We start from the raw sequence: 26,377 nt of genomic DNA, 5'->3' as shown, positions 1-26,377 counted from the left end.
TTTGATCCAGACAGAGGGATAATCACCCTTCATCAACGTTCTGGTTTTTCCTCATGCAATACGCTTATCCGTTACTGGCCGTCTTTATCTGGGCCGGCAATACCGTCATCAATAAGCTGGCGGTCGGGGCGATCTTCCCCGCGGAGATCGGTTTCTATCGCTGGCTGCTGGCCGGCCTGCTGTTCACACCGTTCATGCTCAAGGCGGTGGTCGCCCACTGGGCGGTGATTCACCCGAACCTGGGCAAGATCTTCATCCTCGGCGTGCTGGGCATGGCGGTGTACCAGAGCCTGGCGTACTTCGCCGCGACACTGACCTCGGCCACCAACATGGGCATCATTCTTTCGCTGATGCCGCTGATGTCGCTGGCCATGGCGATCGCCAGCCTCGGCCAGCGCCTGACGGCCGGTGCCCTGGTCGGTGCGGTGCTGTCGTTTGCCGGGGTGCTGGTGGTGGTGTCGTCCGGCAGCCTCGAGGTGCTGCTGGAACACGGCGTGAACCTGGGCGACGCGATGATGCTGATCGCCACCCTGGCCTACGCGATCTACAGCACCCTGCTGAAAAAATGGCAGCTGCGCCTGCCGCCGCTGGTGCTGCTGTACCTGCAGGTGCTGGTGGCCGTGGTGGTGCTGTTTCCGCTGTTCTTGGCCTCGCCGAAAACCGGCCTGACCCTGCACAACATTCCCCTGGTGCTCTACGCCTGCCTGCTGGCCTCGATGCTCGCGCCGCTGGCCTGGATGCAGGCCGTGGTGCGCCTGGGGCCGAGCCGCACCACGCTGTTCTTCAATCTGCTGCCGCTGATTACCGCGCTGATCGCCGCCGTGGTGCTGCATGAACAGCTGGCGCTGTATCACCTGGTGGGTGGGATGCTGACCCTGGGCGGGGTGATCCTGTCGGAACGCTGGACCACGGTGCTGGGGCGCAAGGTCAGCGTCGCCTGACAGATCGTCATCGCGAGCAAGCTCGCTCCTACAGGGGATGGCTCGATCCTGTAGAGCGAGCTTGCTCGCGATAAATCTCAAAACCGCCACATCCCTCTCTGGCTATACCCCCGCTGCTTTCAACCGCTGCGCATGCTCGACGAACAGCCGGATCGGCTCCGCGCCCCGGCCCACCAGCCCCAGGGACTGGTTGACGATATCGAAATGATCCAGGGGGTAATCGTCGCCAATCACCGTGCCCAGGTGCGAGCTGTAGCGGCCGACCATGCCATCGCACTGCCCGGCTTCGCGGACGAAGGTCCTGGCGAACAGCCGGCAGCTGCGATTGGTGCCGTCGAACAGGTTGCGCCCGCGATTGGTCTTGCCCGGCTGCAAGGTGCCGGACCAGGAGTAGTAACGCACCCCGTTGACCTCTTCCGGCCCTTGCCCGCCCCAGGTCTCCGGCAGGCCCTGGGGATACTGGCGGTTGAACAGCGCCACGCCTTCGCTGGTCAGCGAGCGGTGCGAGGCATGGATATCCGCCGGCAGCTTCGGCCCGCGATAGCCGGTGTCCAGCCAGCTCATCAGCACGGCAATCACCCGCAGGATAAAACTCAGCACCCGCCCGCGCAGGGTATCGATGGAATGGTGGCGTTCGATGTAGTCGGCCAGCTCCGAGCCATGATTGGGCCCGGCGACCGAGGTCACCGAGGCCACCCAGTCCGGGCGTTTGGCCGCGGCATAGCGGGCGGTGAGCGCCCCCTGGCTGTGGCCGATCAGGTTGACCTTGTCGGCGCCGGTTTCGCGACGGATCTCCTCGATCCGCGCCAGCAACTGCTCGCCGCGCACCTCAGTGCTATGCAGCGGCGAAACCTGCACCGCAATCACCGTGGCCCCGCCGCGGCGCAACGCCGACTCGATGCCGAACCAGTAGGAGTACAGCACCAGCCGGATAAACCCCAGCATGCCGGGGACCAGGACCAGCGGGTAACGCGTGGCAAGCTCTTGGGACATGGGAACATCCTTGTGATCGGACTTGTATCAGGGACCGCGGCGCCCGAGGCTGGATGTCGGCAGCAGCCAAGAGCATCGACAGCCAAGATGACAGCTTCACGACCACTGTATGACATTCCCCCGAGGCTAACGCGAGCAAGCTCGATACAGGGGATTGGCAATAAATGGATCGCCCCGGGTCTGTAGGAGCGAAGCTTGCTCGCGATAGCTCCGGTTCAGGCAATGGATTTCTTCCAGTAGAACTGAAGCGGGTTTGGGGCTGCTGCGCAGCCCATCGCGAGCTTCGCTCCTACAAGGGATAGGCTATTTCAACCCCACCACCCCGGCCACGATCAGCCCCACCGACACCAGCTTGACCAGCGTCAGGCTCTCCCCCAGCAAGGCAAAACCGAGGAACACCGTGCCCAGGGAACCGATGGCGGTCCAGATCGGGTAGGCGATGCTCACCGGCAGTTCACGCATCGCCAGGGTCAGGAAGTAGATGCCGCCCAGCGCGGCCACCACCGTCAGCAGCGACGGCCAGAGCCGGGTGAAACCCTCGGCGTACTTCATGCCCATGGCGAAGGTGACTTCGAAGGCGGCGGCGATCAGCAAGAACAGCCAGGCCATGTCGCCTCCTCAGAAGGTCCGTGCCAGCGCCAGCAGGCGTTGCTCGGCTTCGGCGCAGGACACCTGGAACGTGCGCTCGGCCGACTCCTCGCCTTCGGCCGCGACCACCGTGACGTCCTCGATGCCGATAAAGCCCAGCGCGGTACGCAACCACGGATCGGCGTGGTTCATGGCTTCCAGCTCGCCACCCGGACCAAAGCCGAAGCCGCCGCGACTGGTGACGATCAGCGCTTTCTTGCCCCGCACCAGCGGCTCGTACTGGGCGATACCGTTGTCCTGCACGGTATTGAAGGTCAGGCCCAGGCGCACGATCTGGTCGACCCAGGCCTTGAGGCCGCTGGGCACGCTGAAGTTGTACATCGGCGCCGAGATCACCAGCAGCTCATGCTCCAGCAACTCGGTCACCAACTCGTCGCTCAGGGCCAGGTCGGCCTGCATCGACAAGGGCCGCGCCTGCGGCTCGGGATAAAACGCCGCGGCGACGAAGGCCTCGCTGACATGGGGCAGCGAAGCGCGGCCGACTTCCCGACGGGTCAGCTGGCCCTGGGGATGGGCCTCGAGCCAGGCCTGGAGAAAGCGTTCCGTCAGCCGCCGCGAATGGGAGCGTTCGCCACGGGGGCTGCCATGTACTGCTAGAATTCTGCTCATCTGTCATTCCTCATCCTGGATCATTCTGGAAGACCGTAAAAAGCCTTCCTGGGCGGGAATAAAGCTATTGATGCCGGCCCCATGGAACAAATGAGCAATAGTTGATCAGGATGAATCCATTTCACCCATAAGGTGACCCTGTATGTTTGCCAACCTGCCGCTGACCGCTTTGCGCGCCTTCGAATCGGCGTCCCGGCTCTTGAGTTTCAAGGCCGCTGCCGAGGAGCTGTCGGTCACGCCCACGGCGATTTCCCACCAGATCCGCTCCCTGGAAAGCTGGCTGGGCGTGCCGCTGTTCCAGCGCCTGCCACGCCAGGTGCGCCTGACCGAATGCGGCGAGCGCCTGTTCCACAGCCTGCACGGCGCCTTGCTGGAAGTGGCGCAGAGCGTCGACAGCCTGCGCCCGCAACGCAGCGGCGCGAACCTGATGATCTCCACCACGCCAGCCTTCGCCGCGCTGTGGCTGGTGCCGCGCCTGGGGCGTTTTTATGCCCGGCACCCGAACATCAACCTGCGCCTGGACACCAATTGCGAGGTCATCGACCTGCAGCAGGACGCGAGCGTCGACCTGGTGATCCGCTACAGCCTGGACGACTACCCGAACCTCTATGGGCTGTGCCTGTTCGACGAGTGCTTCGCGGTCTACGGCTCGCCGGAACAGGTGGCCCTGGCCCGCCAGCAAACGCCGACGCTGATCAGCGTGCGCTGGCACAACTCCAAGCTCTATGCCCATGGCTGGGAGGCCTGGTGCGACAAGGCGCAGGAAAGTTGGATGCGGGATCGCCCGGTGTTTCGCGAATACGACGAGGAGCACTACGCCCTGCAAGCGGCCATTGCCGGCCAGGGCCTGGTGCTGGCCAGCAATATCCTGGTGTCGGAGAGCGTGACCAGCGGCCTGCTGGTGCCGTATCGCCCGCAGATCCATGTCGACGGTGCAGGCTACAGCGCCTTGTGCGTGCCCGGGCGCGAACGGCATCCGCCGGTGCGGGCGTTTTTCCAGTGGTTGCGCGAAGAGGCCCAGGCGGCCGGACATCCGATGCTCACCGCCGGCTGAGGCCCGCCGAACAGGTAGGAGCGAGGCTTGCCCGCGATTCAGACGCCGCGAAGTGCCTGTAATACCGCGTTATCGTTCATCGCGAGCAAGCTTCGCTCCTACACTGGATGCGTGGGGCCATCCTCCCCGTAGGAGCGAGGCTTGCCCGCGATTCAGACGCCGCGGAGTGCCTCTAGTACCGCGTTATCGTTCATCGCGAGCAAGCTTCGCTCCTACACTGGATGCGTGGGGCCATCCTCCCCGTAGGAGCGAGGCTTGCCCGCGATTCAGGCACCGCGAAGTGCCTGTAATACCGCCTTATCGTTCATCGCGAGCAAGCTTCGCTCCTACACTGGATGCGTGGGGCCATCCTCCCCGTAGGAGCGAGGCTTGCCCGCGATTCAGGCGCCGCGGAGTGCCTGTAGTACCGCGTTATCGTTCATCGCGAGCAATCGAGCGTCGACCGGCTGCTCCTACAGAAAAGCGGGCCTTAGCGGGTCGGCTTGACCGCCACCGGCGCCTTGCCCGAGCGCATCTGCTCGAGCAGCGGCGCGCACTGGTTCGGCTCGCCACCGCTCGGCGCCACCAGCGCCAGCAACCCGGCCGCCGGCCCGGCGATCACCCCCAGCGCCACCATGCCGGCGCCGCGCAACATCAGCGGCACGGCCTTGACCCCGGCCTCCGGCTTGATGAACTTGCCTTGCACATAGAGCGGCGAGCGCAGGGAGAACAGACGCAGGCCCTTGGACTCAGGTGTGATGGTCAGGTCCAGTTGCTCGCTGGCCATGTTCGCGGTGCCGTCGATGTAGACGATCGCGTTCTCGGTATCGAACACGAACAGACGACTGGTGGCCAGGCCGGTCTTGATGCCGAAGTCGGCGGCGGCGCAATTGATCTTCACTTCCTTGTCGCCAAACATCTTGCCGATCACATAGTTGCCGACGTTGAGCCCGGCGATCTCCATCAGGCTGCGGCTGATGGCACCGTCGTTGATCAGCATCTTCAGCTCGCCGTTGGCGCTGCCGAGCAGGGCCGCCACCGAATTGCCGCGCCCGGCGATATCGGCATCGCCGTTGAGTTCGCCGAAGCTGGTTTTCATCAGCTCGAAGGTCGGGAACAGCTGCTTGAGCTTGAAGTTGCGCGCAGTCAGTTTGGCCCGGCCTTCCAGCGGCGCGGCCTGGCCATTGAGGCGAATCTGCGCATCCAGCTTGCCGCCGGCCACGCCGAAACGCAGCGGCTCCAGGCTCAGGCGCCCGTCGTCGAGCACCAGATGGGTGTACAGGTCGGTGAAGGGCAAATCGGCGCTTTGGACGATGCGCTTGCCGGTGAATTCGACATCGGCGTCCATGTCACGCCAGCGCTCGGTGCGGAACGCTTCCACCGGCAGCACCTTGTCCGCCGGTTGCTTGCTGTCGCCACCACGGGCCTTCTGCTCGGCATTGGAGTCGGCACCGATCAGCGGCGCCAGGTCGCTGAACAGCAACTGATTGGACACCAGCGCGCCGGTCAGCTTGGGTCGCGGCTGGCTGGCGACGTAGGTCAGGTTGCCATGAATGTCGCTGTCGCCGATCTTGCCGTTGAAGTCCTGGTACTGGAACTTCGCCCCGGCCGGATCGCGCAGCTGCGCGCTCAGGTGACCATCGGTGGCATAGGCCGGCGAGTCCGGCAGGGTCACGCCGGTCAGCGGGTACAGGTTGCCCAGGCTGGTGCCGGCGAGCTTCATGCGCAGATCCAGCGCGCCGAGGTTCAGCGGGTCGGTCAGGGTGCCGGCCAGTTCGACGCGGGTATCGCCGATCATTGCCTGGACCTGCAGCGGGAACGGCTTGCTCGCATCCTGCAGCGCCAGCAGGCCGCCGATCTTGCCGGAGCCGGCCAGGGCCTGCCCGTGATACTGCCCCTTGGCCTTGAAGGCAAAGGCGTAGGACTGGGGAGCTGCGCCCTTCTCCTCGGCTTTCTTCGCCGCCTTGTCGCCAACGATGTCGCTGAACGGAATCGGCTTGCCCAGTGGGTCGATCAGCAGGTCGAGGCGGGTTTTCAGGTTTTGGTCATTGAGGATGACATGCCCTTTGTCGAAGCCGATGGCGCCGATGTCCACCACCCAGTTGGAGGGTTCGGCGTTCGGGTCTTTCGGGTCGAACTGGAAAGTCCAGTTGGCGCGGCCGTCGGCCAGGCGCTCGAGGGCGGCATTCGGCTCGGTGAGGTCGATACGCGGAATGCGCACGCGCTGCGCCAGCAATGCCAGGGGTGAAATGCGCAATTCGACGCGCTTGAGGCTGACCATCTGCGGCGCCTTGGACCACTCGGGGTTGCCTAGGGTCAGGTCTTCGGCCACCACGTGCGGCCAGGGCACCCAGGCCCGCCAGCCGCCTTCGTCGAGTTCGCGCTGCCAGATCACCGCCAGGTTGCCGTTGATGGCGAAGGGGCGATGCAGTTCTTCGGAGACTTTGGCATTGAGGGGCGGCTTGATCCGGTTCCAATCGAAGAACGCGATGATCAGTACCAGCACGGCCAGCAGCAGGAAAAGGCTACCGACTGTCCAGGCGAGAATTTTACGGGTGCGCGTCATGCACAGGGCTCCTGACTGCTGACGGGCGCCTGGATGGCGACGCCCTTATGAACTGCCGGGGTTGAAATCCACCGGTCATGGAAACTAGGACTGACAAACGGCCCGCAGGTTTAACCCAAAAGCCGCGACTCAGACACAAAAGCACGGATTTTTCTGACCGAAGCGCCAGCTTGGCGTTACCGCCGCCGCACTTTTGCGAGGCGCAGATGGGTCGAAAATACCCACCCCGGTGCAAAACCCTTCTTCGAAAACGCCCGTTCTAGAGCCCTCGGGCCGAACAATCAATTCTGTTGATTATTACCATTGTCTTTATGAACTTTTATATCGATTTAGCGCGCGTAACATTGGCTCCGTACCCACTTTATCGCCCTTCCAAGGAGCAACTCATCATGAAACGCCAATTACTGCTTAGCCTGACCCTCTCGATCCTGGCAGCCAACGCTTTCGCCCTGCCAGCCGCTGAACAGGCTACCCCACAAGTCAAAGCAAGCACCTCGGTATTCACCCAGACCCTGGCTGCCGACGGTAGCGACCGCACTCCACAAGGCCAGACCCTGGCTTCCGACGGCAGCGACCGCACCCCACAAGGCCAGACCCTGGCTTCCGATGGCAGCGACCGCACTCCACAAGGCCAGACCCTGGCTTCCGACGGTAGCGACCGCACCCCACAAGGTCAGACCCTGGCTGAAGACGGCTTCGATCGCACTCCCCTGGGCCAAGCTGTAGCTGAAGGCGGCCGTGATCGCCTGGAAGAGAAAGGTCTGGTTTAAGACGGCAACGACCGTTTGGCCTAATGCAACCCAGCTGTGAGTCAAGCCTATGATGCCTCTACAGAAAAGCCCGGTCCCTGGATCGGGCTTTGTTTTTTCCTGAGCTGCGCCGTTTTAGTCCTGCGCTCCACCACTCCGATCCAAGCCTCGCCTTCAATCCACCGCCCCCACCAGGTTCGACGCCGGCAAAGTTGATTTGCTAGAGTGCGCCGCTCTCTTGATCAGAAAACCAGTCAGCCGATGCTGCCCCGCGCCGAACAGAAACAACAGACTCGCAACGCTCTGATGGACGCTGCCCGCCACCTGATGGAATGCGGCCGCGGATTCGGCAGCCTGAGCCTGCGCGAAGTGGCGAAAACCGCCGGCATCGTGCCGACCGGTTTCTACCGGCATTTCGCCGATATGGACCAGCTTGGCCTGGAACTGGTCAGCGAAGTCGGCCAGACCTTCCGCGCAACCATCCGCCTGGTGCGCCATAACGAATTTGTCATGGGCGGCATCATCGATGCCTCGGTACGGATCTTCCTCGACGTGGTGGCGGCCAACCGCTCGCAGTTCCTGTTTCTCGCCCGCGAGCAGTACGGCGGTTCGCTGCCGGTGCGCCAGGCGATCGCCAGCCTGCGGGAAAACATCAGTTCCGACCTGGCGGCCGACCTGACCCTGATGCCCAAGCTGCAACACCTGAACATCGCCGACCTGACGGTGATGGCCGACCTGATCGTCAAAAGTGTGTTCGCCACCTTGCCGGACATCATCGACCCGCCCGCGCAAGCCCTGCCCGAGCACCTCACGCCCCAGGCGAAGATCACCCAGCAGCTGCGTTTCATCTTTATCGGCCTCAAGCATTGGCAAGGGCTGGGCAGCACCGAATAACTCCGCCGCTTCGCTGAACCGCCCCCACCTCCTCCACGCCTTATCTGCCCGCTTTGGCTTGCGCCAGAGCGGCGCTCTGTCGCGCATCAAAAAACAGCACAGCGCACCAAGTCAGTGCTATAAATCAGCTCGAATCCTGAATTTGTAACAAAATAAAACAGAAGCCTGCCCCATTTTCAGGCGCTTCCCCCCTGTTTCCGATCAGACCGGGCGATTGGCAAGGCACTTGCTCTACACCCTGCATCGCTCATAGCTGGAAGCCTTCAAATGCTGGTGATTCATCGCAGAATCGCGCCGCAACCCGACTGGTCCGCCGAGTTGCACCTGACCTTCGAAGCCCGCAGCAAAAGCCGCTTGCGCTGTTTTAGTGCCGACGGCGAAGACGTCGGGCTGTTTCTGGAGCGTGGCCAGCCGCCGCTGCACGATGGCGAATGCTTGCAAGCCGAGGATGGCCGGATCGTGCGGGTCTGCGCGCGTGCGGAAACCCTGCTGCATGTCACCTGCCGCAATGCCTTTGAACTGACCCGCGCCGCCTACCACCTGGGCAACCGCCACGTTGCCCTGCAAGTCGGCGATGGCTGGCTGCGCCTGCTGGACGACTATGTGCTCAAGGCCATGCTCGAACAGCTCGGCGCCAGCACCGCAACCATCGAGGCGCCGTTCCAGCCGGAACACGGCGCCTACGGCGGTGGCCACCATCACTCCCGCCACGGCGACGAGGACTTCAACTACGCGCCACGGCTGCACCAGTTCGGCGTGCGCCCATGAATCCCGCCTGGGCCCTGCTGCGCCTGGCCAGTCCACAGCTGCCGATCGGCGGCTACAGCTATTCCCAGGGCCTGGAGATGGCCGTGGAACAGGCCACGGTCAACGACCCGCACAGCGCCCGGCGCTGGATCGGCGACCAGTTGCTGCTCAACCTGGCGCGCTTCGAAGCGCCGCTGTTGCTGGCCCATTGTCAGGCGGCCACGGACGAGGACTGGGCGCAGCTGTTGCAGCTGTGCCAGGAACATCGCGCCAGCCGCGAAACCCGCGAGCTGCACCAGGAAAGCCGGCAGATGGGCTATTCCCTGCAACAGTTGCTGAACGGCCTGCCGGAGCTGGATGCGCCAGCCCGCGCCTTTCTCGAGCAGATCACCGAGCCACACCTGGCCCTGGGTTGGGCCCTGGCCGCGCGCGCCTGGCGGATCAGCCCGCAGGACGCCCTGGCCGCCTGGCTATGGAGCTGGCTGGAAAACCAGCTGGCGGTGCTGATGAAAACCCTGCCCCTGGGCCAGCAGGCCGCCCAGCGCCTGACCAGCGAACTGCTGCCGCTGCTACAACAGGCCCAGCGCAATGCCTCGAACCTCGACCCCGAACATTACGGCAGCGCCGCCTTCGGCCTGTCCCTGGCGTGCATGGCCCATGAGCGCCAGTACAGCCGCCTGTTCCGTTCATAAGTCCTTTTACTTCGGCGCCTTTTACTTGGGTGTCTTTTATTTTGGAGAGTCGCATGAACACACAACCTCTGCGTGTCGGCATCGGCGGCCCGGTGGGCTCCGGCAAGACCGCCCTGACCCTGGCCCTGTGCCTGGCCCTGCGCGAGCGCTACAACCTGGCAGTGGTGACTAACGATATCTACACCCGCGAAGACGCCGACTTCCTGGTGCGCAACGAGGCCCTGGCGCCCGAGCGCATCATCGGCGTGGAAACCGGTGGCTGCCCGCACACGGCGATTCGCGAAGACGCCTCGATCAACCTCGAAGCGGTGGACCAGTTGAACCGGCGCTTTCCCGGCCTCGACCTGATTCTGGTGGAGTCCGGCGGCGACAACCTGTCGGCGACCTTCAGCCCCGAGCTGTCCGACCTGACCATCTATGTGATCGACGTGTCGGCGGGCGACAAGCTGCCGCGCAAGGGCGGCCCGGGCATCTGCAAGTCCGACCTGCTGGTGATCAACAAGATCGACCTGGCGCCCCTGGTCGGCGCTTCGCTGGAGATGATGGACGGCGATACCCGGCGCATGCGCGGCGGCAAACCGTTCGTCTTCAGCAATCAGAAGACCGGCCAGGGCCTGGAGGAAATCATCGCCTTTATCGAACGCCAGGGACTGCTGACCGCGGCCTGATCGTTATTTTCAAAAGCTCAACAAGGAAGCCTGTCCATGACCCTCAAACGTATTCTCGGCACCCTCGCCCTGCTGCTGACACCGGCCCTGGCCTTCGCTCACCCGGGCCACGGCGACAACGGCCTGATGGCCGGCATCAGCCACCCGATCGGCGGCCTCGACCACCTGCTGGCGATGGTTGCGGTCGGCCTGTGGGCCGCGCAGCAGCAAGGCGCGGCGCGCTGGGCACTGCCCTGCACCTTCGTCGGCACCATGCTGATCGGCGGCGTGCTGGGTTTTGAAGGGCTGAACCTGCCGGCCCTGGAAAGCGGGATCGCCGCATCGGTCCTGGCCCTCGGCCTGGCCGTGGCTTTGGCGGTGCGTCCGCCGCTAAGCCTGGCGGTGGCCGCCACTGCGCTGTTCGCCCTGTTCCACGGTGTGGCCCACGGCCTGGAACTGCCGGACATGTCCAGCCCCTGGACCTATGCCGCAGGCTTCGTCGCTGCCACCGCGGCACTGCACGCGGCCGGTTACGCCGTGGTACGGGTCCTGCCACAGGCCGCCGCGCCGCTGGTACGCCTGGCGGGTGCGGCCTCGGCACTGACCGGTGCCTGGTTACTGGCTGGCTGATGCGCGTCGTTTGAGGCATTTTTTCGCGAGCAAGCTCGCTCCTACAGGAACAGCGCCGTCACTGTAGGAGCTAGCTTGCTCGCGATTACGGGCGCCGGCCCGACACCGCTCCCCGGGGCCTTCTCTGCTACCATGTCGCGCATTCCACCCTGCCGTGACGACGCCAGCCAATGCCCGATGTTTCCAGCCCCGTTTCCCCGTCTGAATCGACCGCCCTATTCAAGGCCGTACAGCAGCATTTCCACACCGTGATCGTGCCGCTCTGGCAGGGGCCGGGCTGGAATCCGGAGCTGGCTTTGCCCTTCGAGGCGCTGGACGCCGAGCATGCCCCGCTGCCGCCGCAACGTTATCGGGCCATGGCCTGCGCCCGGCAGCTGTACCTGTTTTCCAGCCTGATCGGCGATGGCCGTACGCCGCTTGCCCAAGAGCGCGCCGCGGCGCTGTTCCGTTCCCTGCAACGGCACTTCCACGACGCCGAACATGGCGGCTGGTTCTACAGCATCGATGCCCAAGGCACGCCGCTGGACAGGCGCAAAGACCTCTATACCCACGCCTTCATCATCTTTGCCTGCGCCCATTACTGGGCCAAGGTCCGCGAGCCGCTGGTGGAGTCGGTGCTCAACGCCGCGCTGAAAGTGGTGGCCGAGCGTTTTGCCAGCGGCGATGGCCTGTACGAGGCAGTCCTCGCCGAAGACTGGTCGTCCCTGGCCTCCGGTCCGTTGCAGAACCCGCTGATGCACCTGGCCGAAGCCTTCCTCGCTACTCTGGCCGTGCGTGACGACGCCGCCGTGCAAGGCGCATTGCTGGCCTTGTGCGAGGGCATGCAGCAACGCTTCATCGAGCCACAGCATGGGCTGATGATGGAGAAACCGCTGGGGGCTGTGGATAACTGGTTCGAGCCGGGGCATCAGTTCGAATGGTTCTTCCTGCTGCAATCCTCGGCCCTGCTGCGTGGCTGCCCGTTGCAGGCCTCGCTGGAACGGGCCTTTGCCTATGCCGAGCAGGTCGGTGTGGATAACCACAGTGGCGCGGTGAGCGGGATGCTGAGTGTCGAGGGCGGCGTGCTCGACCCGACCCAACGCATCTGGGCCCAGGCCGAATACCTGCGCGCCCTGACCTTGCGCCAGGGCAGCGCCGAACGCCTGCAACACCAGTTGCGGGCGCTGCAAAAACACTTCCTGCATGCCAAGGGCTGGAACGAATGCCTGGACGCCCATGGCGTACTCAGCCGCCGGGACATGCCGTCGACCACGCCTTATCACCTGGCGACCTGTTATCTCGGTCTGGCCGAATACTTCGGCTGATCGTCAACCGCTATCGCGAGCAAGCTTCGCTCCTACAGGATCGCGTGGTCCTTTGTAGGAGCGAGCTTGCTCGCGGTTGAGCACCTGCGCTCAGGAAGGCCTCAGGCAATCCACTTGCGATCGCCGGTAAAGCTGATGGTCAGCCAGCGCGCCGCATCCGCCTTGCCAAGCTGTGTGGATATCTCCTCGCGCAGCGTGTCCAGCGTCGCCACGCCCTGCAACGGATAGTCCGCCGGCAGCACGATGTGAATCTCGATGAACCGCGCCCGTCCATGCTTCTGCACATACGAGATGTAGTCGGCAAAGCCGTGCTCGACTTTCGCCTTGTCCATCACTTGGCGAACCTTGTCATCCAGTTGGTCCGGGACAATTCCCAGTACATCGCGTAACGCTGGCTTGAGAATATTGAGGGCCGGCGCAAGCATGCTCAGGGCCAGCAGGATCAGGATTGACGGGTCGACGTAAGCGGCCCATTGGCCATAACCCTGGGTCTTGAGCAGCAACGCGATGAGAAAGCTCACCAGCAAGCCGACCGAGAGCATCGCGTCCACCAGCCAGCTGACGTTGTCGAACTGGATCAACGAGGATTTCAACGTGCGATTGCGATAACGGACGTAGAAGAAATAGGCGAAGCAGACGACGCTAAGCGCCATCGCAAAAGGGATCACCAGGCCCAGTTCGATCTCACGGCCACCGTTGATGATGCCGAACATACCGCTGAGAAAGGCGTAGATCGCAATCAGCAACAAAAAGCTGCCTTCGATCAGCAGCACCATCGGTTCCAGGTGCCAGAAGCCGAACTGAAAGCGCTGGTTGCTTTCCTTGGCGATCAGCTTGGCGGTGATCAGCATCAGGACCTTGATGACGGTCGCGATCAGCGAAAAAAAACCATCGAACAGAATCGATTGGGAACCGGAAAAAAACCCCGTGACGATCGCGGCGATCGCCACGGCGAACATCAGGATGGTCGATTGTTTGAGCAGTACCTGCTCACCTCGGTTACTCACATTTCCTCCTCGAGAACCTTTGAAATCGCAGCCTTGATGCAAGGCCGCGGTGGGTTGCGGAGCGGGAGTCTACCTTGTGCGGGCTGATTCGGGCCTGAACGGTTGTGTTGCCAAACGCATCGGCAGCGAGGCATGTAGCCGCTGCCGCAGGCTGCGATGGTCCGGGCCACGTTGGTCGCAGGACCTTCAGCGATCTTGAGATCTTGAGATCTTGAGATCCTGCGACCGGTTCCCGGTCGATCGCAGCCTGTGGCAGCGGCTACAGGCGGAGCATTCAGCCCTTGGCGTTGCGCTCGATGGCGAAGCCGGCCCAGGTCTGGCTTACCGGCATCAGCTCCAGGCTGTTGATATTGACGTGGGCCGGCGTGTTGAGCACCCAGAAGATGGTGTCGGCGATGTCCTGCGGCTGGATCGGCTCGGCACCGGCATAGGTGGCGTCATAACGCTCCTGGTCGCCCTTGAAGCGCACCAGGGAGAACTCGCTTTCGCACAGGCCCGGCTCGATGTTGGTCACCCGCACACCGGTGCCTTGCAGGTCGCAACGCAGGTTCAGGGAGAACTGTTTGACGAACGCCTTGCTCGCGCCATACACGTGGCTGCCCGGATACGGGTAGTTGCCGGCGATGGAACCGAGGTTGACGATGCCGGCGCCGCGGCCATGGGCGATCAGCCGTGGCAACAGCAGGCGGGTGCTGTACATCAGGCCCTTGATGTTGGTGTCAACCATGGTGTCCCAGTCGTCCAGGTCGCACTTGGGCGCCGGGTCGACCCCCAGGGCCAGGCCGGCGTTGTTGATCAGCCCGCGCAGCTTGGCGAAGGACGGCGGCAGGTTGGCGATCGCTTCTTCCATGGCCTTGCGGTCCCGCACATCGAGCACCAGGCCGTGCACTTCGGTCTGCTTCGACAGTTCGGCGCACAGGGCGTTGAGACGCTCTTCGCGGCGCCCGGTCAGCACCAGCGACCAGCCGGCCTCGGCAAAACGACGGGCACAGGCTTCGCCAAAACCGGAGGTCGCGCCGGTAATAAACAGGGTGGAAGTCATGGTGTTCTCCTTGCTGGGGCGTCGAACCGCCGTGGAAATGAAAAATCGTTTCGCAGCATGCCCGGCCTGAATCGCAGCGGCAACCGGAGGTTGTGCGAGCCAGGCTATCAGCTTCCCCTGTAGCCGCTGCCGAAGGCTGCGATCGACCTCGAAGAGGGCGTGCTCTTCAAGATCGTTGAAAGGCCCTCCGGGCCTTATCGCAGCCTTCGGCAGCGGCTACAGGGACGCAACTGTACAGAAAACGACCAACACCAGCAAAGCCCCGGCTTTCCTGGCCCGCAGCCATATGCACGCACCTTATCCACAGGACGCTCCACAGTCTTTGGGGGCAAGTGCAAAAGTCTGCAAGCCGCTATCCACAGGGGCTGCAGGCGGTTTTAGAAAGTTTTTTGCTTGACCCGGGCATGGCGTCCATGCAGCCCCGGCCGACGAAGGCGGCCGGGCGGTCAGGCAGGGGATGGCTTCAAGCCAGTAACGACGCTGCCTTGGCGAGTCTTTCCAGAGTTTAGTCACAGACTTATCCACAGGCTTGTCCAGGGTGTTTTCGCCCTTTGCCTGCGACAATAAAAAGGTTGACAACGGCTGCTCGAGGTCCGGCAAAAAAGCCTGATCAAAAAACAATCAACCGCCTGCAGGCCACGCCGATCAAGGCGTACAGCCAGCTACTCCCACGTTACCCACAGCCAGTTCCACAGCAAACGGGGACAAGTCAAAACCGTGGCAAAACAACTATTTGCAGCGTCTTTATGCCGCGCTTTGCCAGCTTGCGCAGAATGTTTTCCACAATTTTCGGTTTCGGCTGTGGACAAGGTCATCCGCTGCCGCCAGCTTCTGTAGGAGCAGCCGGTCGACGCTCGATTGCCCGCGATCAGCTCACCGCATGAGTTCGGTACACCGCGTTATCGTTCATCGCGGGCAAGCCTCGCTCCTACAAGGACAGGATGTGGATAAAAAATGCCCCGGCGGCGCGAACCGGCGGGGCAGGTCTTATCCACAGTACGCAGGCTCAGTGCCCGCCCAGATACGCGTTACGCACCTCCTCGTTGACCAGCAGTTCCTTGCCGGTACCGCTCAGGCGGATCTCGCCGTTGACCATCACATAGGCCCGGTCCGACAGCTTCAGCGCGTGGTTGGCGTTCTGCTCGACCAGGAAGATGGTCATGCCGGTGGAGGCCAGCTCGCGCAGGGTGGCGAAGATCTGCTTCACCACGATCGGCGCCAGCCCCAGGCTCGGTTCGTCCAGCAACAGCAGCTTGGGACGGCTCATCAGCGCGCGGGCGATGGCGAGCATCTGCTGCTCGCCGCCGGACATGGTCATGGCCCGCTGGGTCCGACGTTCCTTGAGCCGCGGGAACAGTTCGAACATGCGCTGCATGTCTTCGGTGGCGTACTTGTCGCCGATGGGGATGGTGCCCATCAGCAGGTTCTCTTCCACCGTCATGTCCGGAAACACCCGGCGCCCTTCCGGCGACTGGGCGATGCCGTTGGAGGCGATGTAGTGCGAGGACTTGTGGGTGATGTCCACACCGCGATAGATGATCTGCCCGGACTCGGCCCGCGGCTGGCCGAAAATCGACATCAGCAGCGTGGACTTGCCGGCACCGTTGGAGCCGATCAGGCTCACGGTTTCACCTTCGTTGATGTGCAGCGAGACTTTCTTCAGGGCCTGGATCGGCCCGTAGTACACGTCCAGGTCCTTGAGTTCGAGGATAGGTGCAGTCGTCATACCAGCTCCTCTTCGTCCGCACCCAGGTAGGCGGCAATCACTTTCGGGTCGTTGCGGATCGCTTCGGGCCCGCCCTCGGCGATCACGTTACCGTGGTCGAGCACCACGATATGGTCGGAAATACTCATCACCATGCCCATGTCATGTTCAATCAGCACCACGGTCAGGTCATGCTCGTCGCGCAGCAGCCGGATCATCGCGCTGAGCGCTTCGGTTTCCTGGGGGTTGAGGCCGGCGGCCGGTTCGTCGAGGCAGATGATCTGCGGCCGGGTGCACATGGCGCGGGCGATTTCCAGGCGGCGTTGCTGGCCGTAGGACAACTCGCCGGCCAAGCGGTTGGCGCAGTCCACCAGGTCCACCACTTCCAGCCAGTAGAAGGCGTGGTCCAGCGCATCGCTTTCGGCCTTCTGGTAACTCTTGGTATTGAGGATGCCGGACAGCAGGTTGCGGTTGACCCACATGTGCTGGGCCACCAGCAGGTTCTCCAGCACCGACATTTCCCTGAACAGGCGAATGTTCTGGAAGGTCCGCGCCAGGCCCGCCCGGTTCACCAGATGGGTACCGCCGAACATCTTGTAGAACAGCCGGCTGGCAAAACGCTTGGGCGACACGAAGTCGGTCACCCGGAACGGCTCGCCCAGCAGCTTGATGACATTGGTCGGCGTGCCCCGGGTATTCAGGGCGATATGCCCGCCCGTGGCCTTGTAGAAACCGGTCAGGCAGTTGAACACCGTGGTCTTGCCGGCACCGTTGGGGCCGATCAGGGCGAAGATGGAGTTGCGCTTGACCTCCAGGCTGACGTCGCTCAGGGCCTTGATGCCACCGAAGTGCATCATCAGGTTCTCGACCTTCAGGATCACTTCATCGCTCATGATGCGCTCCTCTCGGTCAAGGCACCCTTGCGCGGGGTCACGCCGGTGCGGCTGATACGAATCAGGCCCCGGGGTCGCCAGATCATCATCAACACCATGAGGATGCCGAACAGCAGCACCCGGTACTCGGAGAAACTGCGCAGCAGCTCCGGCGCCACGGTTAGCACGAACGCCGCGATCACCACGCCGACGGTCGAACCCATGCCGCCCAGGACCACGATGGCCAGGATCAGCGCCGACTCGAAGAAGGTGAAGGACGAGGGGTTCACGAAGCCCTGGTAGCTGGCGAAGAACACCCCGGCCAGGCCGGCGGTCGAGGCGCCGATGGTGAAGGCCGAGAGTTTCACCAGCACATGGTTCAGGCCCATGGCGCGGCAGGCGATCTCGTCTTCGCGCAGCGCTTCCCAGGCCCGGCCGACCGGCATGCGGGTCAGCCGGTGCTTGATGTAGAGCACCAGCAGCACCACGATGAACAGCACGATGTAGATGAACAGGAATTTCAGGTTGGGGTTGTATTCCAGGCCGAAGAACTCGTGGAACGGCACCCCGCCATCCTTCGCCCGCCGTCCGAACTCCAGGCCGAAGATGGTCGGCGACGGCACCGGCATGCCGTTCGGGCCGCCGGTGAAGGACAGCCAGTTGTTGAGGATCAGGCGGATGATCTCGCCGAAGCCCAGGGTCACGATGGCCAGGTAGTCACCGTGCATGCGCAACACCGGGAAGCCGAGTATGCACCCCGCCAGCGCCGCGGCGAGGGCGGCCAGGGGCAGCACGGTCCAGAAGCCCAGGCCCAGGTACTGGTAACCCAGCGCCAGGCCGTAGGCACCGATGGCGTAGAACGCCACGTACCCCAGGTCGAGCAGCCCGGCCAGGCCAACCACGATGTTCAGCCCCAGGCCCAGCAGCACGTAGATCAGGCCGAGGATGACCACGGTCAGCAGGTACTTGTTGGCGAAGAACGGGAAGACGATGGCGATCACGATCAGCGCCGGGATGATCCAGCGCAGCCGCGACTTGTAGTCCGGCGCCCGCACATGCACACCGGAGCTGCTGCTTTCGAAACCCTGGAGGATCCTCAGGCCCTTGGGCGTCTGCAGGAACAGGCTCAAGGCAAAGCGGCCGATCATCACGATCGCCACTAGCCAGCCGACGCGGGCCGGTTGCAGGTTGAAGCTGTAGCCCTCGAGTACCACACCCACGATAGGACCGAACACGATCAGCGAGATCAGCCCGGCCAGCACGGCGTCGATGACGCTCTTTTTGATATCAATCGGTTTATTGGCAGCAGACATACTTATACCTTCGCCACGAGTGGGCGACCCAGCAGGCCTTGGGGACGGAAGATCAGAATCAGCACCAGCAGCGAGAAACTGAACACGTCTTTGTAGTCGGAGTTGATCAGACCGGAGAACAGCGACTCGGAGATCCCGAGGATGATCCCGCCGAGCATCGCGCCCGGCAGCGAACCGATACCGCCGAGGACCGCCGCGGTGAACGCCTTGATGCCGATGACGAAGCCGGCATAGAAGTCGAACGTGCCGTAGTTCATGGTGATCAGTACACCCGCCAGCGCAGCCATGGCGGCGCCGATGATGAACACGTAGGAAATCACCCGGTCGGTGTTGATCCCGAGGATCGAGGCCATCTTGCGGTCTTGCTGGGTGGCGCGGCACATGCGGCCGAGCTTGGTGTACTTGATGATGTAGGTGAGCAACGCCATGCCGGCGAATGCTGCCACCAGGATGAAGATCTTGGTGTAGGTGAGCTGGACGAAACCGGTGCCGATCTCGACCTTCCAGGCGCCGGCCAGCAGCGTCGGTACACCTTGTTGCTTGGCGCCCTGGCTGATCTGCGCGTAGTTCTGCAGGATCAGCGAGATCCCGATGGCGCTGATCAGCGGCGCCAGGCGGGTGGAGTTGCGCAGGGGTTTGTAGGCGACGCGCTCGATGACCCAGCCGTAGATCCCCGTCACGACGACGGTGAAGACCAGGGTACCGAGAATGAGCAGCGGGAAGGATTCGATGCCGAAGTAGGCCAGCAGAGCCAGACTGATTGCCGCGAGGTAAGCGGAAATCATGTAAACCTCGCCGTGGGCGAAGTTGATCATGCCAATGATGCCATAGACCATTGTGTAGCCGATGGCGATCAGACCATAGACAGACCCGAGGGTCAGTCCATTGATCAGTTGCTGCAGGAAAATACCATCCATAACGCAATCTCACGCATTTGAGAGACTGCACACAGCGGATACGACGGCCTGGGGTTCAACCACCCGCGCAACACGACAGTTGTGCAGCTCTACGAGAAAAGACAGGTACTGCACGGACACGCATGCGGCAGGCCTGCGCCCTCCCCTGGAGGATGGGCCGGCCTGCCCGGACGCTCATGTCACTTCTGTTTTTCCAGCTGGTGGTATTTGCCGTCCTTGTCCCACTGGTAAACCACGTAGTCGGAGACTTTCAGGTCGCCCTTGGCGTCCCAGGTCTTCTCGCCCATCACGGTTTTCACCGGGTTGGCCTTGAGCCACTTGGCGGCGTCTTCGCCCTTGTTGGATTTGGCGCCGTTGAAGCCGGCAGCCAGGGCCTGGACCGACGCGTAGGCATACAGGGTGTAGCCTTCAGGCTCGGTGCCGGCCTTGCGGAAAGCGTCGACCACAGTCTTGCTGTCCGGCAGCAGGCGTGGGTCGGCGCCGAAGGTCATGTACACACCGTCGACGTACTGCGGGCCGCCAGCGGTGGTCACCAGTTCGTCGGTGACGATACCGTCGTCGGACATGAACTTGACGTCTTTCAGGCCCTGCTCGCGCAGCTGGCGGACCAGCGGGCCGGCTTCCGGATGCAGGCCGCCGAAGTAGACGACATCGGCACCGGCGGCGCGGATCTTGGTGACCACGGCGCTGAAGTCTTTTTCGCCACGGGTCAGGCCTTCGTACAGCACCGGCGTCACGCCGCGCTTGCTCAGCTGTGCCTTGGTGGCGTCCGCCAGGCCCTGGCCATAGGTGTCCTTGTCGTGCAGCACCACGACTTTCTTGCCCTTGAGCACATCGACGATGTAGTCGCCGGCGACGATGCCCTGCTGGTCGTCACGCCCGCACATGCGGAACATGGCGGAGAGGCCACGTTCGGTGACCTGCGGGTTGGTGGAGCCCGGGGTGATGGCGATCACGCCAGCTTCGTCGTACACCTCGGAAGCGGGGATGGTGTTGGAGGAGCAGAAGTGCCCGACCACGCCGATCACCTTGTCCTGGTCGACCAGGCGGTTGGCTACGGCCACAGCCTGTTTCGGTTCGCAGGCGTCGTCGCCCTTGACCAGGACGATCTTCTCGCCGTTGACGCCGCCCTTGGCGTTGATTTCGTCAGCCGCTGCCTGTGCACCCTTCATGTACTGCTCGCCAAATGCCGCGTTGGCGCCTGTCATGGGACCCGCTACGCCGATCTTGAGGTCGGCCTGAGCAAACGCAGAAACGCCCAACGCAGCTGCCACTGCGAGGGCCAGAAAGCCTTTCTTGTAAAACGTCTGGGACATGAGGTGGTGCTCCAAGGTTTTTTTAGTTGGCACTGCGACTTCACCGAATGCTCAGAGCAAGGGCCGTGCCATTGGTTTTTTATTCTGAAAAAAGTCGCTCTTTTATTGTTATTTCGACTGTTTCGAGCCCTTTTTTATTGGGCGTGCAACCGTCTAAACCGCGGAAGGTAAAACCCTACAAAACATCAGGCGCAACCCGCCTGCGCCATCATTGCAACCGCGGCGCAAATCAACGTGCAACCAGCCTGTAACAGCCTGCGTAACCGAACTGCACACTACTGGTGCGGGACTGCTACGCCCCGCACCACTACAGGCTAGTCGCTGCGCCGAAAAGCGCCGCACCGTGCAACATATTTCCTCCGTCAGATAACGATGCGCAGGCACTGGCCCGCGTGATACAGCGAGAACCCGGCCTCGTACAGGCAACTGCGCAAGCCCACGCCGGCCAGGGGCTGCATGGGGGCGAAGGGAATCGGCAAGGCCTGAGGATTTCCGTTACACAGGTAATCGGCGAACGCCTTGCCAACCACGGTGCCCGTGGTCACGCCCCGGCCGTTGTAGCCGGTGACGGCCACCAGGCCGGGCGCCGGCTCGAACAGGCGCATCAGGTGATCGGGGGTAAAGGCGATGCAGCCGGTCCAGGTGCACTCCCACTCCACCGTTTTCAGGTAGGGGAAATAATGCTGCTGCACCCGGTCGGCCCAGGCCTTGAGGAACCAGGCCGGCTTCTGGTTGCCATTGCCCAGGCTGCCCAGCAACAGGCGGCCGTCGGCGTCCCGGCGAATGCTGCTGAGCACCTGGCGGGTATCCCAGGAGCCCTGGCCACCCGGCAGGATCCGCTGCGCGGCGTCCTCGGTCAGCGGCCTGGAAGCGACCTGGTAGTAGTAACCGGGGAAGAAATTGCGCCGCAATTCGGTCCAGTCGCCTTCGGTGTAGGCGTTGGAGGCAATCACCACCTGCTCGGCCAGCACCGAGCCTTGCGCGGTCTGCACCGACCAGCGCTGGCCCTGGCGTTCGAGACGGGTCACCGGCGAGTGGTCGAACAGCTGCCCCCCCAGGTCGACCGTGGCCTTGGCCAGGCCACTGACATAGGCCATCGGATTGACCGTGCCGGCCCGGCGATCGAGCAAGGCGGCGGCGATCTTCCGGGTGCCGGTGGCGGTTTCACAGGCCGCCCCGGTCAACAGCTCGACCGGCGCGCCCCGGCGCTTCCACTGGGCTTCCCGGCTGCGCAGGTCGGCCTCGCCCCGAGCGTTGTGCGCCATGTGCAAGGTGCCTTCGCGGCGCAGCTGGCAATCGATGCGGTATTTGTCGATCAGGCTGAACACCAGGGCCGGCGCCGCCCCCAGCATGCGGTTGAGCTGGCTGCCGACCGCCTCGCCGAAACCGGCTTCGATCTCGTCCGGTGGGATCCACATCCCCGCGTTCACCAGCCCCACGTTGCGCCCCGAACCACCGTGACCGGTGCGATGGGCTTCCAGTACACAGACTCTCTTGCCCTGCTCCAGCAGGTGCACGGCGGCCGACAGGCCGGTAAAGCCCGCGCCGATCACGCAGACATCCACCGTGACCTCGCCCTTGAGCGGGGCATTGTCAGGCCTTTGCGGCGTCAGTTTTTCCCACAGGCATTCTTCGCGTAACGACATAGGAGCTCCTTGCGGAGCAGCGGTCAGCTACAAGCGTCAAGCTGCAAGCAACCTCACTTGCAGCTTGTGGCTTGCAGCTTGCCGCTGCTACTCAAAACTGATGCCTTGGGCCAATGGCAACTCCAGCGAGTAGTTCACGGTGTTGGTCTGCCGGCGCATATAGGCGCGCCAGGCATCGGAACCGGATTCGCGGCCGCCGCCGGTTTCTTTCTCGCCACCGAAGGCGCCGCCGATTTCCGCGCCGCTGGGGCCGATGTTGACGTTGGCGATGCCGCAGTCGCTGCCCACCGCCGACATGAACTGCTCGGCCTCACGCACATCGGTGGTGAAGATGCAGGACGACAGGCCTTGCGGCACGGCATTGTTCAGGCGCAGCGCCTCGGCGAAATCGCTGTAGCCCACCACGTAGAGAATCGGCGCGAAGGTCTCGCTGCACACCACGTCGCTCTGCTCCGGCATCTCGACGATCGCCGGCGACACGTAATAAGCGTTGGGGAACTGGTCTTCCAGCTGGCGCTTGCCGCCGAACACCCGGCCGCCCTCGCTCAGGGCCTGCTCCAGCGCATCCTGCATGTTGTCGAAGCTGTGCTTGTCGATCAGCGGGCCGACCAGGTTGCCTTGCAGCGGATGGCCGATGCGCACCTTGGAATAGGCGGCCTTGAGGCGGGTGACGATTTCTTCCTTCACCGATTCATGGGCAATCAGCCGGCGCAATGTCGTGCAGCGCTGGCCGGCGGTACCGACGGCGCTGAACAGGATGGCGCGCACGGCCATGTCCAGATCGGCGCTCGGTCCCAGGATCATCGCGTTGTTGCCGCCCAGTTCGAGGATGCTGCGGGCGAAACGCGCGGCGACTTTCGGCGCCACTTCGCGGCCCATGCGGGTGCTGCCGGTGGCACTGATCAGGGCCACGCGCGGGTCGTCCACCAGCGCTTCGCCGGCGTCGCGCCCACCGATGATCACCTGGCTCAGGTATTCGGGGGCATCGCTGAAGTTCTTCAGCACGCGCTCGAACAACGCCTGGCAGGCCAGGGCGGTCAGCGGGGTCTTTTCCGAGGGTTTCCAGATCACCGGGTTGCCGCAGACCAGCGCCAGGGTGGTGTTCCAGGCCCAGACCGCGACCGGGAAGTTGAACGCGCTGATCACCCCGACGATGCCCAGCGGGTGCCAGGTTTCGCGCATGTGATGGCCTGGGCGCTCGGAGGCGATGGTCAGGCCGTACAGCTGGCGCGACAGGCCGACCGCGAAGTCGCAGATGTCGATCATTTCCTGCACTTCGCCCAGGCCTTCCTGGGTGATCTTGCCGGCTTCCCAGGACACCAGCTCGCCGAGGTCGGCCTTGTATTCGCGCAGCACTTCGCCGAACTGGCGCACCAGCTCGCCGCGACGCGGTGCCGGCACCTTGCGCCACAGCTCGAATGCATGCTCCGCGCGACTGACCTGCTGTTCCACCTCGGCCGCGCCCTGCCAGTTCACGGAGGCGATGCGGCTGCCGTCGATCGGCGAATGCACGGGCTGCTTGCCCGATTGATACAGGGCCGGGTTCACACCAAGACGATCAAGCAATGCGGCAACCATGGGTCACTCCTTACAGATGGAAAGCAAAAAATCGCAGCCGCTGACACGGCTATTCAGATCTGTAGTTGTAGCCGGCCCGAGACTTGCCAACAAACGACGATTAGGCGAGATATCATTCCGTTTATTCATGCTGCGCAGCCGAGACAAGAACAAGGAACCCTCGATGCTGAACAAACGCTACCTGCCCTCGATCACCGCCCTGCAGTGTTTCGAGGCCGTCACCCGGCACCTGAGCTTCACCCGCGCCGCCGAGGAACTGAACCTGACCCAGAGCGCGGTCAGCAAGCAGGTCGCGCAGCTGGAAGAACTCCTGCAGCACCTGCTGTTTCGCCGGGTACGCCGGCGCCTGCAACTGACCCCGGCCGGCGACCTGTACCTGGTGGAAGTGCGCAAGATCCTCTCGCAGATCGAGATGTCGACCCATTACCTGCGTTCCTACGGTGGCGAAACCGAAGTCCTGCGGGTGTCCACCCCGTCGACCTTCGGCGCGCGCTGGCTGGTGCCGCGTCTCAAGGGCTGGCGCCTGCGCCATCCGCAGATCCACCTGGACCTGTGCAACGAACAGGAAGCCGACGACCTGCTGCAAGGCCGCAGCGACATGGCGTTCTATTTCGGCCAGGGCTCGCGCCCCGGCACCGAGTGCCTGAAGCTGTTCGGCGAAGAGCTGGTGGCGGTCTGCGCGCCCGGTAGCCTGCCGGACAAGCCCTTCACCGACCCGACGCAACTGGCCGAACTGGTGCTGCTGCAACTGGCCTCGCGGCCGCAGGCCTGGCATGACTGGTTCGACAGCCAGGGTTACCACACCGAGCACAGCTATCATGGTCCGCGCTTCGAAACCTTCTACATGTGTATCCGGGCCGCCCAGGTCGGCTGCGGCGTGGCCCTGCTGCCGCGGTTCCTGGTGGAGGAAGAGCTGGCCGAGGGCAAGCTGGTGCTGGCCTGGGACTACGCGATGCCCAGCCACGATGCCTACTACCTGGCCTACCCTGAACATGCGGCCGAAGTGCCCAAGGTACGGGAGTTCGTACGCTGGATGCTGGAGCAGATCGACAGCCCGACGCCGACCTGATCCGGGACGGATGCAGGCCGCACGGGCGCTATCGCGGGCAAGCCTCGCTCCTACCCAGCAACGCCGTATCTGTAGGAGCGAGGCTTGCCCGCGATGAGACCATCAGCCTCGACATCGTCCCCAAGCAAAAAACGCTGGCAAAACCCACAGCGGATATGCGCCACTACTGCCTTCATTGAACAAGCTGGAAAGCCACGTCCTTCATCGTGGCCAGCATGGAGATTCCCGTTATGAGCGAGAGTGTGTTTGCCGATCGCATCGTGCAGAACCTGCTCGACACCGACTTCTACAAACTGACCATGATGCAGGCGGTGCTGCACAACTACCCCAATGTGGAAGTCGAATGGGAATTCCGCTGCCGCAACAGCGAGGACCTGCGCCCTTATCTGGCGGAGATCCGCTATCAGTTCGAGCGCCTGGCCGACCTGAGCCTGAGCGCCGACCAGTTGAGCTTTCTGGAGCGCATCAGCTTCCTGAAGCCGGACTTCCTGCGCTTTCTCGGGCTGTTCCGCTTCAACCTGCGCTATGTGCATACCGGTATCGAGAACGGCGAGCTGTTCATCCGCCTGCGTGGGCCCTGGCTGCACGTGATCCTGTTCGAAGTGCCGATGCTGGCGATCGTCAGCGAGGTGCGTAACCGCTATCGCTACCGCGAAGTCGTCCTGGAGCAGGCCCGCGAACAGTTGTATCGCAAGTTCGACTGGCTGAGCGCCAACGCCAGCGCCGACGAATTGTCGCACCTGCAAGTGGCCGACTTCGGCACCCGTCGGCGCTTCTCGTACCGGGTCCAGGAAGAAGTGGTGAACGTGCTCAAGCACGACTTCCCCGGGCGTTTCGTCGGCACCAGCAACGTGCACCTGTCCCGCGAGCTGGACATGAAACCCCTGGGCACCATGGCCCATGAGTGGATCATGGCCCACCAGCAACTGGGGCCGCGGCTGATCGACAGCCAGATCGCCGCCCTCGACTGCTGGGTCCGCGAATACCGTGGCCTGCTGGGGATCGCCCTGACCGACTGCATCACCACCGACGCCTTCCTCAACGATTTCGATCTGTATTTCGCCAAGCTGTTCGACGGTTTGCGCCACGACTCGGGCGATCCGATCGTCTGGGCGGAAAAGGCTATCGCCCATTACCTGAAACTGGGCATCGAGCCGATGAGCAAGACCCTGGTGTTCTCCGACAGTCTGACGCTGCCCAAGTCCCTGGAGATTTTTCGCGCGCTGCGTGGTCGGATCAATGTCAGCTTCGGTATCGGCACCAACCTGACGTGCGATATTCCCGGTGTCGAGCCGATGAGCATCGTGCTTAAAATGGCCGCCTGCAATGGCCAGCCCGTCGCCAAGATCTCCGACGAAGCGGGCAAGACCCATTGCAAGGATCCCAACTTCGTCGCTTATCTGCGCCACGTTTTCCAAGTACCTGCCGCCCTTTCTGGCACATCAAGCAAGGAGTGAAT

Annotated in this window: 24 protein-coding genes; 11 read left to right on the top strand and 13 right to left on the bottom strand. The window is 63.2% G+C overall.

Going from position 1 to position 26,377, the window contains the following annotated elements:
- Window positions 1-53 precede the first annotated feature (53 nt).
- Window positions 54-941 (top strand): DMT family transporter, encoded by an 888-nt coding sequence (locus tag J4D28_RS15000; protein ID WP_103331459.1) that lies wholly within the window; start codon window positions 54-56, stop codon window positions 939-941.
- Between the two features lie 102 nt (window positions 942-1,043).
- On the opposite strand, the gene J4D28_RS14995 is transcribed toward J4D28_RS15000, so the two are convergent.
- From J4D28_RS14995 to J4D28_RS14985, 3 genes are all read right to left on the bottom strand, one after another.
- The gene (locus tag J4D28_RS14995) at window positions 1,044-1,934 is read right to left on the bottom strand and encodes a triacylglycerol lipase (protein ID WP_009046730.1); all 891 of its coding nucleotides are present in this window, start codon (window positions 1,932-1,934) and stop codon (window positions 1,044-1,046) included.
- A 303-nt stretch (window positions 1,935-2,237) separates the two neighbouring features.
- Window positions 2,238-2,543, bottom strand: coding sequence for a multidrug efflux SMR transporter (locus tag J4D28_RS14990; protein ID WP_009046729.1), 306 nt, complete (start codon window positions 2,541-2,543; stop codon window positions 2,238-2,240).
- A gap of 9 nt (window positions 2,544-2,552) precedes the next feature.
- Window positions 2,553-3,191 carry an FMN-dependent NADH-azoreductase gene (locus tag J4D28_RS14985; protein WP_009046728.1) on the bottom strand — a complete coding sequence of 213 codons (639 nt, stop codon included), beginning with the start codon at window positions 3,189-3,191 and terminating at the stop codon, window positions 2,553-2,555.
- A gap of 142 nt (window positions 3,192-3,333) precedes the next feature.
- Here J4D28_RS14985 and J4D28_RS14980 point away from each other — a divergent pair, with 142 nt between their 5' ends.
- Complete coding sequence (locus J4D28_RS14980; protein ID WP_009046727.1) at window positions 3,334-4,245, top strand: LysR substrate-binding domain-containing protein; 912 nt, start codon at window positions 3,334-3,336, stop codon at window positions 4,243-4,245.
- Between the two features lie 469 nt (window positions 4,246-4,714).
- On the opposite strand, the gene J4D28_RS14975 is transcribed toward J4D28_RS14980, so the two are convergent.
- Window positions 4,715-6,790 carry an AsmA family protein gene (locus J4D28_RS14975; protein ID WP_103330877.1) on the bottom strand — a complete coding sequence of 692 codons (2,076 nt, stop codon included), beginning with the start codon at window positions 6,788-6,790 and terminating at the stop codon, window positions 4,715-4,717.
- Between the two features lie 389 nt (window positions 6,791-7,179).
- On the opposite strand from J4D28_RS14975, the gene J4D28_RS14970 reads away from it, so the two are divergent.
- The 7 genes from J4D28_RS14970 (at window position 7,180) to J4D28_RS14940 (ending at window position 12,453) form a co-directional block, all read left to right on the top strand.
- Window positions 7,180-7,560, top strand: coding sequence for a hypothetical protein (locus tag J4D28_RS14970; protein ID WP_041988576.1), 381 nt, complete (start codon window positions 7,180-7,182; stop codon window positions 7,558-7,560).
- A 240-nt stretch (window positions 7,561-7,800) separates the two neighbouring features.
- Window positions 7,801-8,433, top strand: coding sequence for a TetR family transcriptional regulator (locus J4D28_RS14965; protein WP_009046724.1), 633 nt, complete (start codon window positions 7,801-7,803; stop codon window positions 8,431-8,433).
- 267 nt (window positions 8,434-8,700) lie between these two features.
- Window positions 8,701-9,201, top strand: a complete 501-nt coding sequence (ureE, locus tag J4D28_RS14960) for an urease accessory protein UreE (protein ID WP_023970250.1) — start codon at window positions 8,701-8,703, stop codon at window positions 9,199-9,201.
- Window positions 9,198-9,872 carry an urease accessory protein UreF gene (locus J4D28_RS14955; protein ID WP_028683724.1) on the top strand — a complete coding sequence of 225 codons (675 nt, stop codon included), beginning with the start codon at window positions 9,198-9,200 and terminating at the stop codon, window positions 9,870-9,872. The genes ureE and J4D28_RS14955 overlap by 4 nt, the downstream gene beginning before the upstream one ends.
- A 53-nt stretch (window positions 9,873-9,925) precedes the next feature.
- On the top strand, window positions 9,926-10,540 hold the full coding sequence (gene ureG / locus J4D28_RS14950) for an urease accessory protein UreG (RefSeq protein WP_009046721.1): 615 nt from the start codon (window positions 9,926-9,928) through the stop codon (window positions 10,538-10,540).
- A gap of 36 nt (window positions 10,541-10,576) precedes the next feature.
- Window positions 10,577-11,149 (top strand): HupE/UreJ family protein, encoded by a 573-nt coding sequence (locus tag J4D28_RS14945; protein ID WP_009046720.1) that lies wholly within the window; start codon window positions 10,577-10,579, stop codon window positions 11,147-11,149.
- 170 nt (window positions 11,150-11,319) lie between these two features.
- Window positions 11,320-12,453 (top strand): AGE family epimerase/isomerase, encoded by a 1,134-nt coding sequence (locus J4D28_RS14940; protein ID WP_103330878.1) that lies wholly within the window; start codon window positions 11,320-11,322, stop codon window positions 12,451-12,453.
- A 101-nt stretch (window positions 12,454-12,554) separates the two neighbouring features.
- On the opposite strand, the gene J4D28_RS14935 is transcribed toward J4D28_RS14940, so the two are convergent.
- The 9 genes from J4D28_RS14935 to J4D28_RS14895 all read right to left on the bottom strand — a co-directional run bounded on the left by J4D28_RS14935 (window position 12,555) and on the right by J4D28_RS14895 (window position 23,849).
- A complete protein-coding gene (locus tag J4D28_RS14935; protein ID WP_016704112.1) occupies window positions 12,555-13,460 on the bottom strand; it encodes a cation diffusion facilitator family transporter in 906 nt (301 codons plus the stop codon).
- Between the two features lie 274 nt (window positions 13,461-13,734).
- On the bottom strand, window positions 13,735-14,502 hold the full coding sequence (locus tag J4D28_RS14930) for an SDR family oxidoreductase (protein ID WP_016704113.1): 768 nt from the start codon (window positions 14,500-14,502) through the stop codon (window positions 13,735-13,737).
- A 1,006-nt stretch (window positions 14,503-15,508) separates the two neighbouring features.
- Window positions 15,509-16,228 carry an ABC transporter ATP-binding protein gene (locus tag J4D28_RS14925; protein WP_009046717.1) on the bottom strand — a complete coding sequence of 240 codons (720 nt, stop codon included), beginning with the start codon at window positions 16,226-16,228 and terminating at the stop codon, window positions 15,509-15,511.
- A complete protein-coding gene (locus J4D28_RS14920; RefSeq protein ID WP_009046716.1) occupies window positions 16,225-17,100 on the bottom strand; it encodes an ABC transporter ATP-binding protein in 876 nt (291 codons plus the stop codon). Before J4D28_RS14920 ends, J4D28_RS14925 begins: the two co-directional genes overlap by 4 nt.
- Window positions 17,097-18,392 (bottom strand): high-affinity branched-chain amino acid ABC transporter permease LivM, encoded by a 1,296-nt coding sequence (gene livM, locus J4D28_RS14915; protein WP_009046715.1) that lies wholly within the window; start codon window positions 18,390-18,392, stop codon window positions 17,097-17,099. Before livM ends, J4D28_RS14920 begins: the two co-directional genes overlap by 4 nt.
- 2 nt (window positions 18,393-18,394) lie before the next feature.
- Window positions 18,395-19,309: an ABC transporter permease subunit gene (locus J4D28_RS14910; protein WP_009046714.1), complete on the bottom strand. Its 915-nt coding sequence runs from the start codon at window positions 19,307-19,309 to the stop codon at window positions 18,395-18,397.
- 179 nt (window positions 19,310-19,488) lie between these two features.
- Complete coding sequence (locus tag J4D28_RS14905; protein WP_009046713.1) at window positions 19,489-20,625, bottom strand: branched-chain amino acid ABC transporter substrate-binding protein; 1,137 nt, start codon at window positions 20,623-20,625, stop codon at window positions 19,489-19,491.
- A gap of 362 nt (window positions 20,626-20,987) precedes the next feature.
- On the bottom strand, window positions 20,988-22,271 hold the full coding sequence (locus J4D28_RS14900) for an FAD-binding oxidoreductase (protein WP_103330879.1): 1,284 nt from the start codon (window positions 22,269-22,271) through the stop codon (window positions 20,988-20,990).
- An 87-nt stretch (window positions 22,272-22,358) separates the two neighbouring features.
- Window positions 22,359-23,849: an aldehyde dehydrogenase family protein gene (locus J4D28_RS14895; RefSeq protein WP_016704115.1), complete on the bottom strand. Its 1,491-nt coding sequence runs from the start codon at window positions 23,847-23,849 to the stop codon at window positions 22,359-22,361.
- A gap of 163 nt (window positions 23,850-24,012) precedes the next feature.
- On the opposite strand from J4D28_RS14895, the gene J4D28_RS14890 reads away from it, so the two are divergent.
- Window positions 24,013-24,918 carry a LysR family transcriptional regulator gene (locus J4D28_RS14890; RefSeq protein WP_081362828.1) on the top strand — a complete coding sequence of 302 codons (906 nt, stop codon included), beginning with the start codon at window positions 24,013-24,015 and terminating at the stop codon, window positions 24,916-24,918.
- A gap of 230 nt (window positions 24,919-25,148) precedes the next feature.
- Window positions 25,149-26,375, top strand: a complete 1,227-nt coding sequence (pncB, locus tag J4D28_RS14885) for a nicotinate phosphoribosyltransferase (RefSeq protein ID WP_009046709.1) — start codon at window positions 25,149-25,151, stop codon at window positions 26,373-26,375.
- The last annotated feature ends 2 nt before the right edge of the window (window positions 26,376-26,377 follow it).

Origin of the sequence: Pseudomonas sp. GW531-T4 (assembly GCF_017349615.1) — a bacterium.
Taxonomy (GTDB): Bacteria; Pseudomonadota; Gammaproteobacteria; order Pseudomonadales; family Pseudomonadaceae; genus Aquipseudomonas; species Aquipseudomonas chlororaphis_I.
This window is presented reverse-complemented; position numbering and strand designations above follow the sequence as displayed.